Raw genomic sequence first — 17,762 nt, forward strand, 5'->3', positions numbered from 1 at the left:
GCAGGGCAATGAAGAACAACCTTCAACCGGAGCGGAATTGGGCCCTCCGGCTTATTTACGGCCGGAGGGACTGTGTCATTTCGTCCAGCCGCGTGCAAGATCGCTGAGGAGACCGGCTGCAACAGTGACCTTGGCGAGGGTCGTTTCGCCCTTTTCGGTCAGCAGCCTCAGCTGGTCGCCGACAGTGGCGACGCGTTGGCGATCGCGGTCCTGCCAGGCGAGAACGGGGTTTCGGTCGCCCTTATGCTCGACGAGGGCGGCGATGGTGATATCGCGGCGTGCGGTGCCGATATCGCCGACCGCCCGCGAGAGCGCCATCGACTCGAACTGCTCGGTGGCGGGCACGCGGTCGGCGGCCGCCAGCAGGCGGTTGATCCTCAGGCTCTCGGTGACGGTGAAATAGGCTTGGGCGGTGCGGCTCAGCGGCTCGCCGGTTACCGTGGCGATCTGCATGATCTCAGGGACCAGGGTCATGAGCGACAGTTCGGCGATTTCCTCGGCAAGCTTTGCCGGCACGCCGTTTTCGATGAAGCCAGCGGCCCTCAGGCGCGCTTCCTCGGCACCCTCCCTGGATATCGCCGCCCGCATGGTGCCGCGCAGCTTCTGCAGCCCGTCGCGAAGCCGGGCAACCGCTTCGGCCACGGAGCCCTCGGAGGCGCGGGTGCGCAGCGCCCTTTCGGCGACGAGCGCAAAGATACGCCCCACCTCATGATAGAGCCTGTTCTGGATCGCGCCGCTGATCCTGTTGTCGAGCGCGTCGATCTCGCCGTAGATGCGCGGCAGATCGAAGCCATCCAGGGCCAGCACCGCTGCCTTCACGACGTCGGCGGATAGGAAGCCGGTGGCATCCGTCAGCGTCGAGACGAAAGCGGGGCCGCCGCGGTTTATCGTTTCGTTGGCGAGCACGGTCGTGATGATCTCACGGCGCAGCCGGTGCCCGTGAATGTCGCCGGCATAGGCCTTGCGCATCTTTGCGGGGAAGTAGCGCTCCAGGGTCGCCGTGAAATAGGGGTCGTCCGGAAGCTCGCTGACGATCAGCTCGTCGAAGAGCACCAGTTTCGCATAGGAGAGCAGCACGCCGATCTCCGGGCGCGTGAGCGGCCGGCCCGCCTGGTAGCGCTCGCTCATCGCCTGGTCGGTCGGCAGGGTCTCGACCTTCCGGTTGAGGTGACCGTCGGCCTCCAGCCGCGCCATCAGCCGCGCCAGCGGCGTGCGGTTGGCGAGGCCCTGCATTTCGGTGAGCGAGATCGCCAGCGACTGCTGGTAGTTGTTACGCAGCACGAGATGTCCCACCTCATCCGTCATCGATGCCAGAAGCGTGTTGCGCTTGGGCCGGGTCAGGCGGCCGTCGCGCATGGCCGAGGCAAGCGCGATCTTGATGTTGACCTCGACGTCGGAGGAATTGACGCCGGCCGAGTTGTCGATGGCATCGGAGTTGCAGCGCCCGCCATTGAGCGAGAAGCCGATCCGGCCTTTCTGGGTGACGCCGAGATTGGCCCCCTCTCCGATCACGCGCGCCCGCACGTCCTCGGCGGAGACGCGGATCGCGTCGTTGGCGCGGTCGCCGACCTCCGCATCCGTCTCGTTGGCGCCGCGCACATAGGTGCCGATGCCGCCGAACCAGAGCAGGTCGACCGGGCTCTTCAGGATTGCGCTCATGATCTCGAAGGGCGTTGCCTTCGGCTTGTCGATGCCGATCGCCGCCATCGCTTCGGGGGTGAGTGTCACCAGTTTTTCCGAACGCGAGATGATCATCGCGCCGGGCGAGAGCGCCTTGCGGTCATAATCCTGCCAGCTGGAGCGTGGCAGCGCGAACATTCGCTTGCGCTCGGCAAAGGAGAGATCGATATCCGGCTCGGGATCGATGAAGATATCGCGGTGATCGAAGGCCGCGATCAGCCGGATCTTTTCCGAAAGCAGCATGCCGTTGCCGAAGACGTCACCCGACATGTCGCCGACGCCGGCGACGGTGAAGGGCGTCGTCTGGATGTCGACGTCCATTTCGCGGAAGTGCCGCTTGACGGCCTCCCACGCGCCGCGTGCGGTAATCCCCATCTTCTTGTGGTCGTAGCCGGCGGAGCCGCCTGAAGCGAAGGCGTCGTCGAGCCAGAAGTCCGCTTCCTGGGCGAGCGCATTCGCCGTGTCGGAGAAGGTTGCCGTTCCCTTGTCGGCGGCAACGACGAAATAGGGGTCGTCGCCGTCGAGCCGTAACGTGTCCTCAGGGGGAACGACCTCCTGGCCGATGATATTGTCGGTAACCGAGAGCAGCGTGCGGATATAGGTCTTGTATGCTTCCGTTCCCGCCTTGAAGATCTCGTCGCGGCTGCCGCCGACAGGCAGCTGCTTGGGATAGAAGCCGCCCTTGGCGCCGACCGGAACGATGACGGCGTTCTTCACCTGCTGCGCCTTGACGAGACCGAGCACCTCGGTCCGGTAGTCCTGTGCCCGGTCGGACCAGCGAAGCCCGCCGCGCGCTACCTTGCCGAAGCGCAGATGGACGCCTTCCACTTCCGTGCCGTAGACGAAAATCTCGCGGAAGGGCCGCGGCTCCGGCAGGCCTTCGAGCTGCTTCGGATCGAGCTTGAAGGCAAGAACCGCGCGCGGCCTGCCCTCGGCGTCCTTCTGGAAATAGTTCGTCCGGAGCGTCGACTGGACGGCATTGACGTAGCGGCGCAGGATTCTGTCCTCGTCGAGGCTGGGCACGGCAGACAGCGCCTCCTCGATGCCCGCCAGCAAGGCGTTGCACTTCTTCGTGCGCGCCTTCACCTCCGTCGTCGGATCCATGCGCGTGGAGAAGAGACGGAAGATGTCGGCGGCGATCGTCGGATATTTGTTCAGGGTATCGGCGATATAGCCTTGGGAATAGGTGATGCCGGCCTGGCGCAGATAGCGCGCATAGGCGCGCAGTACCGTGATTTCGCGGGCGGTGAGCCCGGCAAGCAGGACCAGCCGGTTGAAGTTGTCGTCCTCCGTCGTGCCGTTCCAGGCCGCGAGGAAGGCCTCCTCCAGTGCCGGGCCGATCCTGGCGAGGTTGAGCGTGTGCCCGTCGCGGTGGATCAGTTCCATGTCGTGAAGGACGACCTCGCGGGGCTCGTCCCCATGGACGTGCACGCCGATGTCGTAGGTCTGCTCGCTGATGACACGGAAGCCGAGATTTTCGAGAAGCGGCACGCGGCGCGACAGCGAAACGGGCGTGTCGGCATGGAAGATCTTCAGTTCCAGCGTATCCGGCCGCTCCTGGTGCCGGTGGTAGAAGGAGATGCGGATCGGGTCGCCAGCCGTGCAGGCGGCGATGTCTCCGAGGTCGGCATAGGCTTCCGCGGGCGTGAAGGCCGCCTGATAGGCCTCACCGACCGATATCTCGGTGCCCTCCTTGCGGGCGAGCAGATTGAACCGATCGATCCAGCGGGTGACGATGGCGCGGACCGCCTCTTCGAGCTTCGCCTGGGGAACCCGTGGCGTCTTGCCGCCGGAGCGGCCGATGATGAAATGGACGCGTGCGAGCCCGCCTTCGGGAAAGGCCGGGTAATAGGCCGAGACCCGGCCGTCATAGACGGTCTTCAGATAGTCGCCGATCTTTTCGCGGACATCGGAATCGTATTGTTCGCGCGGCACGAACACGATGACCGACACGAAGCGGTCGAAGTGGTCGATGCGCGGCAGCACCCGTACCCGCGGCCGGTCGCCGAGTTCGTTGATCTGTTCGCAGAAGGCGGCGAGAAGCCCGACATCGATCTGGAAAAGATCGTCGCGCGGATAGGCTTCCAGCGTGTTCGCCAGCGTCTTGCCGGAATGGCTCTGCGGATCATAGCCGAAATGATCGACGATCTTCTCGATCTTGTGCCTGAGCAGCGGGATCTCCGACGCCTGGCGCGTGTAGGCCGTCGAGGTGAACAGACCGACGATGCGCAGCTCGCCGACGACATTGCCGGAGGCGTCGAAGCGCTTGATGCCGATATAGTCCATATGAGCACGCCGGTGGACGACCGACTTCACATTGGCCTTGGTCACGATCAGGAAGTCTGGGCCCTCGAGGAAGGCGAGGATTTCCGGCGTCGTCAGCACCGCATCCTTGCCCTGGCGCAGGACCCGCACGTCCGGATTGGACAGGATGCCGAGCCCCCTGCCCTTGCCGCGCTCGACGGTCGCCCGTCCGCCCTTGCCGGAATAGGTATATTCCCGCATGCCCAGGAACGTGAAGTTGCTATCCCTTAGCCAGCGAAGGAACGCCAGCGCCTCGTCGCGGTCGCTCTTCTTGCGGGAAGCGTTGTAGTCCTCGAGCTCCCGCATTGCCTGGTCGAGCAAAGCGGTCATTGCCGGCCAGTCGTGTACGGCTTGATGAACCTGCTCCAGCACATCCGAGATGCGCTTGCTCAGTGAGCGTGCCTCGAGCGGCGTCAGCCTGCTCAAGTGGATTTGAATATGGCTGACGCGGTGCTCGGGCGCGCTTTCCTCGTCCGGATCGAAGAGCTTCACGGGCTTGCCGGATTCCATCACCAGAATCGGGTGGATCGCCAGGTGGATGTCGCGGTGGGTGCTCGTCACCTCTCCCATCACCGAATCGTAAAGGAAGGGCATGTTGCGCTCGGTGATCGCGATGATCGAAACCTCGATACCACCCGGTGCGACCCCTGCTACCGTCTCCACCGAGACCTGCGGCTTGCCGCCGTCCCAGCGCGCGAGCTCGCCGCGCGCGTGGGCAGCGGTGAGCGCCAGCATCTCAGGCGTGTAACGGTCGAGGTCATCGTTGCTCGCTCCGCCGAAGAGGATTTCCGGTGGCAGTGTCTCGGCCCCGAATCTGGACCCTGCCGCCCGGGCCGCATCGATGTGCCGATCCCGCTTCGGATTATGCTTCACGCCCATGAAATCGCTCTCCACTCATGATGCTTGAACCTACCAGAACCATGCCCAATGGCGACCGTTTTTATGATGGATTTCGGCAAAATGGAGCCGGATTTTGGAGAAAATCACGTAGATTCGACCTAAATCCATTTAAATCGAAGGTAATTTTGCAAAAATTTCCCGAAAAACCGCAAAAACGAACGAAAACGCCGAAGTTTCTTCACGCGTGGTCTGCAAGAGCAGCTGTTGACAGGCCGTGAGGGGCGGGCGATCACACTTCGAAAGCGAATAATGGGGTCTCCCGATGTCCGACACGCCTGCCGCGCCCGGTGCCGTCATCGTCATTTCGAGTCACGTGGTCCGCGGTGCGGTCGGCAACCGGGCTGCCGTCTTCGCGCTGGAAATGCTCGGCCATCGGGTCTGGGCTTTGCCGACGGTCGTGCTCCCCTGGCATCCGGGACACGGCCGGTCGACGCGGGTGACCATGCCCGACGAGGACTTCCGCTCGATCATCGACGATCTCGTCGCTGCGCCCTGGATCGGCGAGGTGCGCGCGGTGCTGTCCGGCTATCTGGGTTCCCCCGAACAGGCGGCGGCCGTTGCCGGCCTCGTGAAGGCGCTGCGCCGGCGTGATCCCGCGCTCTTCTATGCCTGCGATCCGATTCTTGGCGATGCGGGTGGCCTCTACGTCCCGGTGGAGATCGCCGGCGCCATCCGCGACCTGCTGCTGCCGCTTGCGACGCTCGCCACGCCCAACCGGTTCGAGCTCTCCTGGTTGGCAGGTGCTTCGCTCGAGACGAATGCGGCTATCCTCGACGCGGCGGTCGACCTCGGACCGTCACGGGTGCTGGTGACATCGGCGATACCGATGATGAGCGGCGGTACGGGCAATCTTTACCTGTCCGGACGTCATGCGCTGCTTGCCGAGCACCGCCTGATCGACAATCCTCCGAACGGCACCGGCGACCTGCTCTCGGCCGTATTCCTCGCGCGCCTCCTGGAAGGGCTTCCGGAGGAACGCGCGCTGCAGATGGCGACCGCCAGCGTCTACGAGATCATTGCGAGAAGCCGCAAGCGCGATTCCGACGAGCTAACGCTCGAACAGGATGCATCGAGCCTGGCGACGCCGATGGCAATGGTGCAGATGCGCCGCCTCATGCATCCGAGCCAAGCGCGGAAGAAATAGCAGCGGAAGAAATAGCATCAGATACGGAAGAAATGCCTCATGGGCGCATTTCGCCCTTTCGAATGGCGGGAGCTCGCTGTAACAGTTCGACGCTTCATGGTTCCCGGTGCGTCTTTCAGACACGCTACCCGCATGTTTCCTTGAATCCCGATCAAAGAAGGAGCACCAGGACGATGCCGCAGGAACGAGTGGATGAAACGGGGTTACCGATGGATATACAGGGCTTTCCGGAACATCTTCTGACCGGCTACCGCAATTTCATGAGCGGTCGCTTCAACGAACAGCAGCAGCGCTACAAAACGCTCGCCGAGAGCGGTCAGAAACCGAAGACGATGGTCATCGCCTGTTGCGACTCCCGCGCCGCACCCGAAACGATCTTCGATTCCGGCCCGGGAGAACTCTTCGTGGTGCGCAACGTCGCCAACATGATGCCGCCATACGAACCGGACGGACATTATCACTCGACCTCGGCCGCGCTCGAATTCGCGGTCCAGTCGCTGCGGGTCACCAACATCGTGGTCATGGGCCACGGGCGCTGCGGCGGCATCAAGGCGGCCCTCGACCCGGACGCCGAGCCCCTCTCCCCGGGCGATTTCATCGGCCGCTGGATGAACCTCCTGAAACCGGCCGCCGAGCAGATCCAGAGCAACGACGTGATGACTCAGGCGGAACGACAGCGCGCGCTCGAGCGGGTCTCGATCCGCAATTCGATCGCCAATCTGAGGACGTTTCCCTGCGTGAACATTCTCGAGTCGAAGGGAAAGCTGCGCCTGCACGGCGCATGGTTCGACATCTCGACCGGCGAGCTCTGGGTCATGGACGCGAAGACCGGCGACTTTTCCCGACCGGGAATGTAACGGCCGCCAGTCAGGCCCCTCATCCGCCTGCCGGCACCTTCTCCCCGCAGGCGGGGAGAAGGGACAAGCGGCGCCAACTGAACCCCGCATTCACCGCCCGCCCGAGGGAGCGAGCGGGCGCGGCATATCCCTTCTCCCCGCCTGCGGGGAGAAGGTGGCGGCAGCCGGTTGAGGGGCAACCCCGACCGAGCGGGGTTGAGGCGGTTGGGTTCCCGAGGGATCCCTTTCATGAGCAGTATCCGCCGCACCGGCGCGCAAGAGATATGTGCATGCCGTAGCCCGCATGCGGGGAGAGGGTTAGGGTGAGGGGCAAATTGCAACCGGTTACGCCGGTGAGTCTTTCTGTCACCCGCCGTCGATTTCGGCGCCGATGATGGCGATCGCCTGCTGATAGACGCTGGCGGCGTTCCAGCCCTGGATGGCGGCGAAGTTGACCTCGCCCGGCTGATAGCCGCCGCCCGGCTGCCAACCATGGCCGCGCAGGAAATTTGCCGTCGAGGCAAGCGCATCCGCTTTGGAGCGGACCATGTCGACATGGCCGTTGCCGTCGCCGTCGACGCCGTATTTCAGCACGTTCACCGGGAGGAATTGCGTCTGTCCGATCTCGCCGTGCGCTGCCCCGCGGGCGGCCGGGCTGAGGTCGCCGCGCTCGACGAGCTGGAGGGCTGCATAAAGCTGGTTCGTGAAATAATCCGAGCGGCGACAATCATAGGCGAGCGTCGAGACGGCGGAAAGCGTGTGTTCCTTGCCCAGGAACGAGCCGAAGCCGGTCTCCATGCCCCAGATGGCGATCAACGGGCCGGCGGGAACGCCGTAGCGCTGCTCGATGCTCTGGAAAAGCCTGGCATTCTGCGCCCGCAGCTTCTTGCCGCGCGAAATGATCACCTGACCGCCGCGCTTCTGCATGAACTGGTCGAGCGACAGCTTGAAACTCTTCTGGCCGCGATCGGCGCGGATCGTCGCCCTGCTGTAGGAGACGTTGGCGAGCGCCTGGTCGACCACCGAAGGGCTGATGCCGTTCCCGGCGGCTTCGCGCTTGAATTCCGACAGCCAGGCGGAGAAGCCGCTGCCGTCATTGCCGCACTGCGCCGCAGAGGCGGCCGCCGGAAGAACTACGGTTGAGATCAGGGCCGCCAGGCCCGCTGCTGCGCTCTTCACCCTATGCATAGAATACCCCGTCGATTGCCCGAATCTGTTGCCTTCGAAATTCCCGCTTCGTTTTCCGCTCTTCGCCGGCACGCGGTTTCACGTGAATCCATTGCCGGCCGACGAACTGCGGACCCCGCCTGTCGCCATAACGAGGCAGGCGGGGCTTAAAATTTTGCCCGACCGAGGCCGCTCAAGCCGCCTGCTTGCGCGGCTTGATCAGGCCGCGGTTGATCAGCAGCTCTGCGATCTGCACCGCGTTGAGCGCCGCGCCCTTGCGCAGGTTGTCCGAGACGATCCACATGTTGAGGCCGTTTTCGACCGTCGCATCCTCGCGGATGCGCGAGATATAGGTCGCGTCCTCGCCGGCGCATTCGTAAGGCGTCACATAGCCGCCGTTCTCATGCTTGTCGACGACCAGGCAGCCCGGCGCTTCGCGCAGGATCTCGCGCGCCTCGTCGGCGGTGATCTCGTTTTCGAATTCGATATTGACCGATTCCGAATGGCCGATGAAGACCGGAACGCGCACGGCCGTGCAGGTCACCTTGATCTTCGGGTCGAGCATCTTCTTGGTTTCGGCCAGAACCTTCCATTCTTCCTTGGTATAGCCGTCTTCCATGAAGACGTCGATGTGCGGAATGACGTTGAAGGCGATGCGCTTGGTGAACTTCTTGCTCTCGATCGGATCGGCGACGAACACAGCGCGGGTCTGGTTGAAGAGCTCGTCCATGCCGTCCTTGCCGGCGCCGGAAACCGACTGATAGGTCGAAACGACGATGCGCTTGATCTTGGCGTGATCGTGCAGCGGCTTCAGCGCCACCACGAGCTGCGCCGTCGAGCAATTCGGATTGGCGATGATGTTCTTCTTGGAGAACTGCGCGATCGCGTCCGCGTTCACCTCCGGTACGATCAGCGGAACATCGGCGTCGTAGCGCCAGGCCGAGGAATTGTCGATGACGACGCAACCCTCCCGGCCGATCTTCGGCGAATACTTCTGCGAGACGGCGCCGCCGGCCGACATCAGGCAAATGTCAGTGTCGGAGAAATCATAGGTGTCGAGGTTCGTCACTTTCAGCGTCTTGTCGCCGTAGGAGACCTCGGTGCCGACCGAGCGCGAGGAGGCGAGCGCCACCACTTCGTCGGCCGGAAAGCCGCGCTCGGAAAGAATGTTCAGCATCTCCCGGCCGACATTGCCGGTGGCGCCTGCGACAGCAATTTTGAAACCCATGATCTAAGCTCTCTTTCTGTCTCTCCTCGTCTGGTGGAGGGGGAAACCGCGCGGTCCGACCGCGAAGTTCCTGTCCCCGGCCTTACCGGGGAGAGAGCGGAGGGCCAGAGACGTCAGACGGTTTTCGTCGTCGTTTTGGCCGTGGTTTTGCGAGCGAGCGAGAAATGGCTGATCGGCCCGGCGTGGTGGGCCGGCAAATTCAGCGCAGCGATGGACGAACCCTTCGGTCGCATGGCGGTTTCCTCGTTCGCCGCTGCTCTTACCGGCTTTTCGGCAAGAGTCAAGCCGCGGAGGCCTTCCCAGCGATCCGAATGCAGGGCAACGCGGTTTCGCGTTTGCTCGGAAGTCTTGAACCGTGAGGCGAAAGAGAGTATATACACGGAAGTAGATACGGAAGTGGGAGGCGACCACCATGCCCCATCTTGCACGGGTGTTCCAGTCCGGAAATTCGCAGGCCGTCCGCCTGCCTAAGGAATTCCGCTTCAACGTCGATCGCGTCGAAATCACGCAGGAAGGCGACGCGCTCATTCTCCGCCCGCACGTCGAGCAAGGCGAGCAGTGGTCATCGCTGAAGGCGGCACTTGCCCGTGGCATGAGTGAAGACTTCATGATGTGCGGACGCGAGCAGCCGGAACAGCAGGATCGGCCGGAACTCGACGCGGTATTTCGGTGATCTCCCATATTCTCGACACCAACGCCGTCATCGCTTTGATCGGGCGCAAATCGGATGCATTGGTCACCCGTGTACTCCATAGCCCTCAGGGCATTATCGGGCTCCCGTCGGTCGTCGCGTATGAACTCTATTTTGGAGCGCAGAAAAGCGCGAAGGCCCAACACAATCTCGAAACCCTGCGTTTGTTGATAGCGGATTTTCCGATCCTCGACTTCGACCGGAACGATGCCTTTGTCGCAGGCGAGATCCGGGCCGCCCTTGCCGCGACGGGTACGCCCATCGGACCTTATGACGTGCTGATTGCGGGACAGGCCAAAGCCCGTGGATTGACGCTCGTCACCAACAATGTCGGCGAGTTCAATAGGGTTGAGAACCTGCGCGTGGAGGATTGGTCGCTCTAGGACCTGTGGACACTTATGGTCCGCCCGAAGGGTTTTGCACAATCGCCCACTGCCGGCGGCTTTTCCCTTGCAAAGGGGGCAACCCTTTGCTGCGGAAAAATCCTTGGCATTGACCGATTTGTGCAAAATCAAACTCCTATCCATAAGCGTCTACAGGTCCTAGGCCTTGCCCGGTGCCGGCTGCGCGTCGGGAGCCGGGCCGCCTTCCTCAGGAATTCCCCATCCTGGTCACGGCATTAGACGAAAGTCATAAGCCCAAAGCATCCCTGCCTCGCGTGCCACTTTTCTGACATCTTGTTGCGAGGCGCACCACGCCCGGATGTCAAAGGGGACCCGACGTTCAGGGAGGAATGTCCGGACCGGGGAATGGGCGCTCCAATAGACCGATTTTTGGAGTGGAGGATATCAAAATGGCAAACGTCGTGACAGCGGGCGGCACAAAAGCCGGCCCGATGACCGGCGAGGAGAAGAAGGTCATCTTCGCCTCGTCGCTCGGTACCGTCTTCGAATGGTATGATTTCTATCTCTACGGTTCGCTTGCCGTTTATATCGGTGCAACCTTCTTCAGCCAGTATCCCGAGACCACGCGCAACATCTTTGCGCTGCTCGCCTTCGCCGCCGGCTTCCTTGTCCGGCCGTTCGGCGCGCTGGTTTTCGGCCGCCTGGGAGACCTCGTCGGCCGCAAATACACATTCCTCGTCACCATCCTGATCATGGGCGTGTCGACCTTCCTCGTTGGCGTCCTGCCCGGTGCCGCCTCGATCGGCATTGCGGCTCCGATCATCCTGATCGCGCTGCGCCTCCTGCAGGGCCTTGCGCTCGGCGGCGAATACGGCGGTGCCGCAACCTATGTCGCAGAACACGCGCCGCATGGTCGCCGCGGCTATTTCACCTCGTGGATCCAGACGACGGCGACGCTTGGTCTCTTCCTCTCGCTGGTGGTTATCCTTCTGGTCCAGTACATGCTGGGTAAGGAAGCTTTTGCCGAGTGGGGCTGGCGCATACCCTTCCTGCTCTCCTTCGTACTGCTCGGCGTCTCCGTCTGGATCCGCCTGAAGATGAACGAGTCTCCTGCCTTCAAGAAGATGAAGGAAGAGGGCAAGGGTTCGAAAGCGCCGCTGACGGAGGCTTTCGGCCAGTGGCGCAACGCCAAGATTGCCCTTCTGGCGCTCTTCGGCGCGGTCGTCGGCCAGGCCGTGGTCTGGTATTCCGGCCAGTTCTACGCGCTGTTCTTCCTGCAGAGCATTCTGAAGGTCGACGGCCAGTCGGCAAACCTGATGGTTGCCGCCTCGCTCCTTCTCGGCACGGGCTTTTTCGTCTTTTTCGGCTGGCTGTCGGACAAGATCGGCCGCAAGCCGATCATCATGGCGGGCCTCCTGCTTGCCATGCTCACCTACTTCCCGCTGTTCAAGGCGCTGACCTGGGCCGGCAACCCCGCGCTTGCGGAAGCGCAGCAGAGCGTTCGCGCCACCGTCACCGCGGCTCCGGGCGACTGTAAGTTCCAGTTCAACCCGACGGGCACGGCGAAGTTCACCACGTCGTGCGACATCGCCACCGCCTTCCTGACCAAGAACTCGGTTCCCTATGACGTCGTGACCACGGCGGCTGCGGGTACGCCGGCGACGGTGAAGATCGGCGAAACGACGATCACCAGCTATGACGCTATTGCGGCCGGCGACAGGGCGAAGGCCGAGGAAGCGGCCTTCGGCAAGCAGATCAACATGGCGCTGCAGGCCTCGGGCTATCCGCTGGTGCGCGGTGCTGCCAAGGTTCCGGAATCGAAGCTCGACGCCTTCGTCGCTGCCAATCCGGAACTTGGCCTCGACGCCGCTGCCGTGCGCGCCGGCGAAAAGACCATGGTGCCGGCCGACAAGCTCGTCGCCGACAAGCTGCTCACCCAGGAAGAAGTCGGCAGCGCCACCGAAATGGCGGTCTATAACATCGACAAGGGCGGCGCCTTCACGATGGTGGCCGACCCGGCCCGCGTCAACTGGACGGTGATCATTGCCGTGCTGACCGTGCTCGTCATCTATGTGACCATGGTCTACGGGCCGATCGCGGCGCTGCTCGTCGAACTCTTCCCGACCCGCATCCGCTATACCGGCATGTCGCTGCCCTACCATATCGGCAATGGCTGGTTCGGCGGGCTGCTTCCGGCAACGGCCTTCGCGATGAGCGCGGCAAAGGGCGATATCTACTACGGCCTCTGGTACCCGATCGTTTTCGCGGGCATCACGCTGGTGATCGGTCTTCTGTTCCTGCCCGAGACGAAGGACCGGGATATCCACACGATGGAGTGAGCCGGCGGACGGGAGCGGGATGGGGAGCGTGTTTCCCATTCCGCTTTCTCAACAGCTCTCCTGACTCCGGCGCGGCTTCCGCGCCGGCTTTTTATTCGGTTTACTCGGCTCCCCTTTCCTTGGCCTCGTGCTCCACATGCCTCAGCACAGGCCAGCCGGCCGCACCGAGCTTGAACAGCCAGCCCTGCCGGGCAAAGACGAAAGCCATCATCAGCGCGACCCAGAGCCCGAGCAGCAGGCCGGCGGCGACATCGCTCGGGTAATGCGCGCCGACGACGACGCGCGAGATGCCGACAAGCAGGGCCAGCAGCAGAAACAGCGGCCGAAGCTGCGGCATCACCATCGCGAAGGCGCCGAAGAAGGCGCCAGCCGCCGTGGAATGTCCCGACGGGAAGCTTTCGAACAGCGTGTCGCCGGTGAAGGGCGTGAGGCTGTAGGGGCCGTAATCGGCAAGGAGTTCGGGACGGGCACGGCCGATCAGGAATTTCAGGCCGTGCACCAGCACGCTCGCCGTGCCGATCGTCAGCAGGAAATAGGCGGAAAGATTGCGCGCCGCGCGCGCCCTCTGCCGCAAGGTGTCGCGCGCGGAGGATCGCCTGACGACGAAGGCGATCAGCAGCAGCAAGGCCGAGCTGTAGATCATCCAGGCGAAGGTGCCGATATCGGTGATGGCGCGATTGAAGCCGACGATCTCCTCCGGCAGACCTTGCGCCCATTCGGACAGATGCGGGTCGAAAGGGGTGAAGGCGACGACGAGGACGACCGTCATCAGCCAGATCCAGACGGTCAGTGAAAGCGGTCGGTTCATTTTGCTCCTTCCTTCGCCTTATGGATGTGAAGGCGCGGCCGGCAAAATCAAGACCCCGCAAACGCAAAGCACCCCCGGCAAAGCCGGAGGTGCCGTTCTCCAGGGACAATTGCGCGAAAGCGCAGCCGTCAGGCCGAGAGGCTCTTGAACTCGGCGAGGATCGCGTCGCCCATCTCGGCGGTACCGACCTTCCGGCAGCCCTCCGCCATGATGTCGCCGGTGCGGATGCCCTGATCGAGCACGTTGGCGATCGCTTTCTCGAGGTCGTCGGCTTCCTTCACGAGGTTGAAGGAGTAGCGCAGGCACATGGCGAAGGAAGCGATCATGGCGATCGGGTTGGCGACGCCCGTGCCGGCGATGTCGGGTGCCGAGCCGTGCACCGGCTCGTAGAGCGCCTTGCGCTTGCCGGTCTTGGCATCCGGTGCGCCGAGCGAGGCGGAGGGCAGCATGCCGAGCGAGCCGGTCAGCATGGCGGCGACGTCCGACAGCATGTCGCCGAAAAGGTTGTCGGTGACGATCACGTCGAACTGCTTCGGCTGCCGCACGAGCTGCATGCCGCCGGCATCAGCCAGCATGTGCTCGAGCTGGACATCGGAATATTTCGCCTTGTGCGTCTCGGTCACGACCTGGTTCCAGAGCACGCCCGACTTCATCACGTTGCGCTTTTCCATCGAGCAGACGCGATTGTTGCGGGTACGGGCGAGTTCGAAGGCGACCCCGGCGATGCGCTCGATCTCGTAGGTGTCGTAGACCTGCGTGTCGATACCGCGCTTCTGGCCGTTGCCGAGATCGACGATCTCCTTGGGCTCGCCGAAATAGACGCCGCCCGTCAGCTCGCGCACGATGAGAATGTCGAGGCCCTCGACCAGCTCGGGCTTCAGCGACGATGCGTTGGCGAGCGCCGGGTAGCAGATGGCCGGGCGCAGGTTGGCGAATAGCTCGAGGTCCTTGCGCAGGCGCAGGAGCCCGGCTTCCGGCCGCACCTCGTAGGGCACCGCATCCCATTTCGGTCCGCCGACGGCGCCGAAGAGCACCGCATCGGCGGCAAGCGCCTTCGCCATATCCCCTTCGGAGATCGCCGCGCCATGGGCGTCATAGGCGGACCCACCCACAAGTCCCTCGTCCGTCACGAAGCCGGCGTCACGTTCGGCATTCATGTAAGCGATGATTTTGCGGACTTCCGCCATGGCTTCCGGGCCGATGCCGTCGCCAGGCAGAAGGAAGAGATTGCGCACAGTCATGGAAAGTCCTTCTCGCGTGAAAACTCGGCCGGGTTCTTAGCGCAACTTCGTATCGAGGGAAATTGCGTCTGCGAAAGAATTGTGCGTGCTGCTGTGTCACGGCTACCCTGTTTCCGCTTGACGGAACCGCGCGCCGGCGCTCGAATGGCTGCACTCAACCGGGGATTTCGCCATGTCCGAAACGCTTCTTTTCGGTGCCTTTCTCGCAGCGCTTTCCTACACTCTGATCCCCGGCCCCGCCTTCCTGGCGCTTCTGGGCATCGGAGCAGGCCAGGGCCGAAGGGCCGGCGCGCTCTTCATGGGCGGTCATCTTGCCGGCGACATTCTCTGGTCGACATTGGCGCTCGTCGCCATCGTCGGTGCCCGATCGATCGGCACGGCGCTCTTCGACGTGCTCGGGCTCCTCTGCGGCGCCTATCTCGCCTGGATCGGCTGGACCGCGCTTACCGCCCGCCCCAGGGGCGACAACAAGGGGCTGTTGGTGGTGGAGCGGCCGCTCAGGCGTGGACTTGTCTTCGGGCTCACAAACCCCAAGGGCTATCCGGTCGCGCTCGCGACCTTCACGGCGCTTCTTGCGGGTTCCGCCAATGCGCTGGAATTCACGGCGCTGCCGATGTTGCTTGCCGTGTCGCTGGTCGGCTTCCTGGTCGCCGACGTCATTCTCATCGCGATTATCGGCGCATCCGTGGTGCGCCGTTTCTATCGCCGCCACGAGCTGGCGATCGTCCGGCTCTCGGGATTGCTCTTCATCGGCTTCGCGGCGCAGGCGGTCTGGCACGCGGCGCCCGGCCTTTTCGGCCTGCGCAGACCTTGACGGTCCGGCGTCGATCGACCACTTCAAGCACCTGCTTCGCGGTTCGCGCTACGCCCCCGCCCGCTGCATTTCGAAAAGGAATCCGGATGACCACCATTGCTTCGCTCAACCCCGCCCTCGTGAACTGGACCGGACATGAGGGCCTGCCCCGGTTCGAGGCGATCATGGACGAGGATTTCGCGCCTGCCTTCGACGCGGCCTTGGCGAGCCACGAGGCGGAGATCGAGGCCATTGCCGACAATCCGGAGGATCCCACCTTCGCCAACACCGTCGTCGCGCTGGAAATCGCCGGCGATGAACTTTCGCGCGTCTCCGCTCTCTTCTGGAGCAAGGCGGGTGCCCATACGAACGAGGTGATCCAGGCGCTGGAGCGCGAGATCGCGCCCAAGATGTCGCGCCATTATTCGAAGATCGGCACCAATCCGGCACTCTTCGGCCGCATCGACGCATTGTGGGAGAAACGGCAAGAGCTCGGCCTCGATGTCGAGGCCATGCGCGTTCTGGAGCGGCACTGGAAGAGCTTCGTGAAGGCAGGCGCCAAGCTTCACAAGCCCGAGCAGGAGCGCCTCGCGGCGATCAACGAGAAGCTCGCCGGCCTCGGCGCCCGGTTCGGGCAGAACGTTCTCGCGGACGAGAAGGACTGGGCGCTGATCCTGTCGGGCGAAGAGGACCTGGCGGGGATTCCGGATTTCCTGAGAGATGCGATGGCGGCGGCCGCGCGCGAGCGCGGCGAGGAAGATAAATATGCGGTCACGCTGTCGCGCTCGATCATCGAGCCGTTCCTGACCTTCTCCGAAAGACGGGAACTGCGCGAACAGGCTTTCAGGGCCTGGACGGCGCGCGGCGAAAATGGCGGTGAGACCGACAATCGCGGCATCATCGCCGAAACGCTCGCTCTGCGGGCGGAGAAGGCGAAACTGCTCGGCTATGAGAATTATGCGGCGCTGAAGCTCGACAACACCATGGCAAAGACGCCCGAGGCCGTGAACGGCCTGCTGATGCAGGTATGGGAAAAGGCGGTGGCGCGGGCTCGCGAAGAGGAGGCGGACCTCGCAACGCTCATTGCCGAAGAAGGCCGCAATCACGAGGTCATGCCTTGGGACTGGCGCCACTATGCGGAAAAATTCAGGGCGCAGAAATTCAGCTTCTCGGAAAGCGAACTGAAGCCCTATCTGCAGCTGGAGAAGATCATCGACGCCTGCTTCGCCGTTGCCCGGCGCCTCTTCGGCATCACGGCAACCGAGAAGAAAGGCATTCCCGCCTATCATCCGGACGTCCGCGTCTTCGAGATCTGCGATGCCTCCGGCCGGCTTACGGCCCTTTTCCTCGGCGACTATTTCGCGCGCTCCTCGAAACGCTCCGGCGCCTGGATGAGCTCCTTTCAGTCGCAGCACAGGCTGAAGCTCAAGAATGGCGAGACCGGCGAAATCCCGATCGTGTACAATGTCTGCAACTTCGCGAAACCCGCCGAGGGCAAGCCGGCGCTTCTGTCGATCGACGACGCCCGCACGCTCTTCCACGAATTCGGCCATGCGCTGCACGGCATGCTTTCCAATGTCACCTATCCCTTGGTTTCGGGTACCGGTGTCGCGCGCGATTTCGTGGAGCTGCCCTCGCAGCTTTACGAGCATTGGCTGACGGTGCCTGATATTCTGAGGAAATATGCGGTGCACTACAGGACCGGCGAGCCGATGCCGCAGGCGCTGCTCGACAAGGTGTTGGCGGCCCGGACGTTCAATTCCGGCTTCGCGACGGTCGAGTTTACCGCCTCGGCGCTCGTCGACATGGCCTATCATACGGCGGAAACGGTCGGCGATCCGATGGCGCTCGAAGCGGCGACGCTCGAGAAGATCGGCCTGCCGCAGTCGATCGTCATGCGCCACCGCAGCCCGCATTTCCTTCACGTCTTCTCCGGCGACGGCTATTCGGCCGGCTACTACTCCTACATGTGGTCGGAGGTACTCGACGCCGACGCATTCGCGGCCTTCGAGGAGACCGGCGATCCCTTCGATCCGGCGATGGCGGCCAGACTGAAGGACAATATCTATTCGGTCGGCGGCTCCCTCGATCCGGAAGACGCCTACAAGGCCTTCCGCGGCAAGCTGCCGAGCCCGGATGCGATGCTGGCGAAGAAGGGGCTGGCGGCCTAGGTTTAAGTCGGGAAAATTGCCCCTCACCCTAGCCCTCTCCCCGCAAGCGGGGAGAGGGGACGTGCGCCGCATGGGGGCGATCTCATTGCGGCTACGCCTATGGCGTGGAGGGGGAC

12 protein-coding genes are annotated in these 17,762 nt (G+C 63.3%); 7 read left to right on the forward strand and 5 right to left on the reverse strand.

Going from position 1 to position 17,762, the window contains the following annotated elements; all coding sequences use genetic code 11:
- Window positions 1–75: 75 nt before the first annotated feature.
- Window positions 76–4,863, reverse strand: a complete 4,788-nt coding sequence (locus M1D43_RS13640; RefSeq protein ID WP_153313963.1) for an NAD-glutamate dehydrogenase — start codon at window positions 4,861–4,863, stop codon at window positions 76–78.
- Between the two features lie 283 nt (window positions 4,864–5,146).
- Between M1D43_RS13640 and pdxY the strand changes: the two genes are divergently transcribed.
- A complete protein-coding gene (gene pdxY, locus M1D43_RS13645; RefSeq protein ID WP_015008003.1) occupies window positions 5,147–6,028 on the forward strand; it encodes a pyridoxal kinase PdxY in 882 nt (293 codons plus the stop codon).
- Between the two features lie 173 nt (window positions 6,029–6,201).
- Window positions 6,202–6,885 (forward strand): carbonic anhydrase, encoded by a 684-nt coding sequence (locus M1D43_RS13650; protein ID WP_010970569.1) that lies wholly within the window; start codon window positions 6,202–6,204, stop codon window positions 6,883–6,885.
- 345 nt (window positions 6,886–7,230) lie between these two features.
- Here the strand turns inward: M1D43_RS13650 and M1D43_RS13655 are convergent, their stop codons facing one another.
- Together M1D43_RS13655 and M1D43_RS13660 are read right to left on the reverse strand one after the other, a co-directional pair.
- Complete coding sequence (locus M1D43_RS13655) at window positions 7,231–8,052, reverse strand: lytic murein transglycosylase (RefSeq protein ID WP_013844939.1); 822 nt, start codon at window positions 8,050–8,052, stop codon at window positions 7,231–7,233.
- Between the two features lie 172 nt (window positions 8,053–8,224).
- Window positions 8,225–9,259: an aspartate-semialdehyde dehydrogenase gene (locus M1D43_RS13660; RefSeq protein WP_003531790.1), complete on the reverse strand. Its 1,035-nt coding sequence runs from the start codon at window positions 9,257–9,259 to the stop codon at window positions 8,225–8,227.
- Window positions 9,260–9,671: 412 nt separating this feature from the next.
- On the opposite strand from M1D43_RS13660, the gene M1D43_RS13665 reads away from it, so the two are divergent.
- The 3 genes from M1D43_RS13665 to M1D43_RS13675 all read left to right on the forward strand — a co-directional run bounded on the left by M1D43_RS13665 (window position 9,672) and on the right by M1D43_RS13675 (window position 12,633).
- Window positions 9,672–9,932, forward strand: a complete 261-nt coding sequence (locus M1D43_RS13665) for an AbrB/MazE/SpoVT family DNA-binding domain-containing protein (RefSeq protein WP_003531793.1) — start codon at window positions 9,672–9,674, stop codon at window positions 9,930–9,932.
- Window positions 9,929–10,333 (forward strand): type II toxin-antitoxin system VapC family toxin, encoded by a 405-nt coding sequence (locus M1D43_RS13670; protein ID WP_027993870.1) that lies wholly within the window; start codon window positions 9,929–9,931, stop codon window positions 10,331–10,333. The genes M1D43_RS13665 and M1D43_RS13670 overlap by 4 nt, the downstream gene beginning before the upstream one ends.
- A gap of 410 nt (window positions 10,334–10,743) precedes the next feature.
- Window positions 10,744–12,633, forward strand: coding sequence for an MFS transporter (locus tag M1D43_RS13675; RefSeq protein ID WP_014527006.1), 1,890 nt, complete (start codon window positions 10,744–10,746; stop codon window positions 12,631–12,633).
- Window positions 12,634–12,733: 100 nt separating this feature from the next.
- On the opposite strand, the gene M1D43_RS13680 is transcribed toward M1D43_RS13675, so the two are convergent.
- Window positions 12,734–13,441, reverse strand: a complete 708-nt coding sequence (locus tag M1D43_RS13680; RefSeq protein WP_003535894.1) for a phosphatase PAP2 family protein — start codon at window positions 13,439–13,441, stop codon at window positions 12,734–12,736.
- 128 nt (window positions 13,442–13,569) lie between these two features.
- Window positions 13,570–14,682, reverse strand: coding sequence for a 3-isopropylmalate dehydrogenase (gene leuB, locus M1D43_RS13685; RefSeq protein WP_003535893.1), 1,113 nt, complete (start codon window positions 14,680–14,682; stop codon window positions 13,570–13,572).
- Between the two features lie 172 nt (window positions 14,683–14,854).
- Here leuB and M1D43_RS13690 point away from each other — a divergent pair, with 172 nt between their 5' ends.
- On the forward strand, window positions 14,855–15,496 hold the full coding sequence (locus tag M1D43_RS13690; protein WP_003535891.1) for a LysE family translocator: 642 nt from the start codon (window positions 14,855–14,857) through the stop codon (window positions 15,494–15,496).
- 86 nt (window positions 15,497–15,582) lie between these two features.
- On the forward strand, window positions 15,583–17,646 hold the full coding sequence (locus M1D43_RS13695) for a M3 family metallopeptidase (RefSeq protein WP_498813987.1): 2,064 nt from the start codon (window positions 15,583–15,585) through the stop codon (window positions 17,644–17,646).
- The last annotated feature ends 116 nt before the right edge of the window (window positions 17,647–17,762 follow it).

The sequence above is a fragment of the Ensifer sp. R1-3 genome (assembly GCF_056739175.1).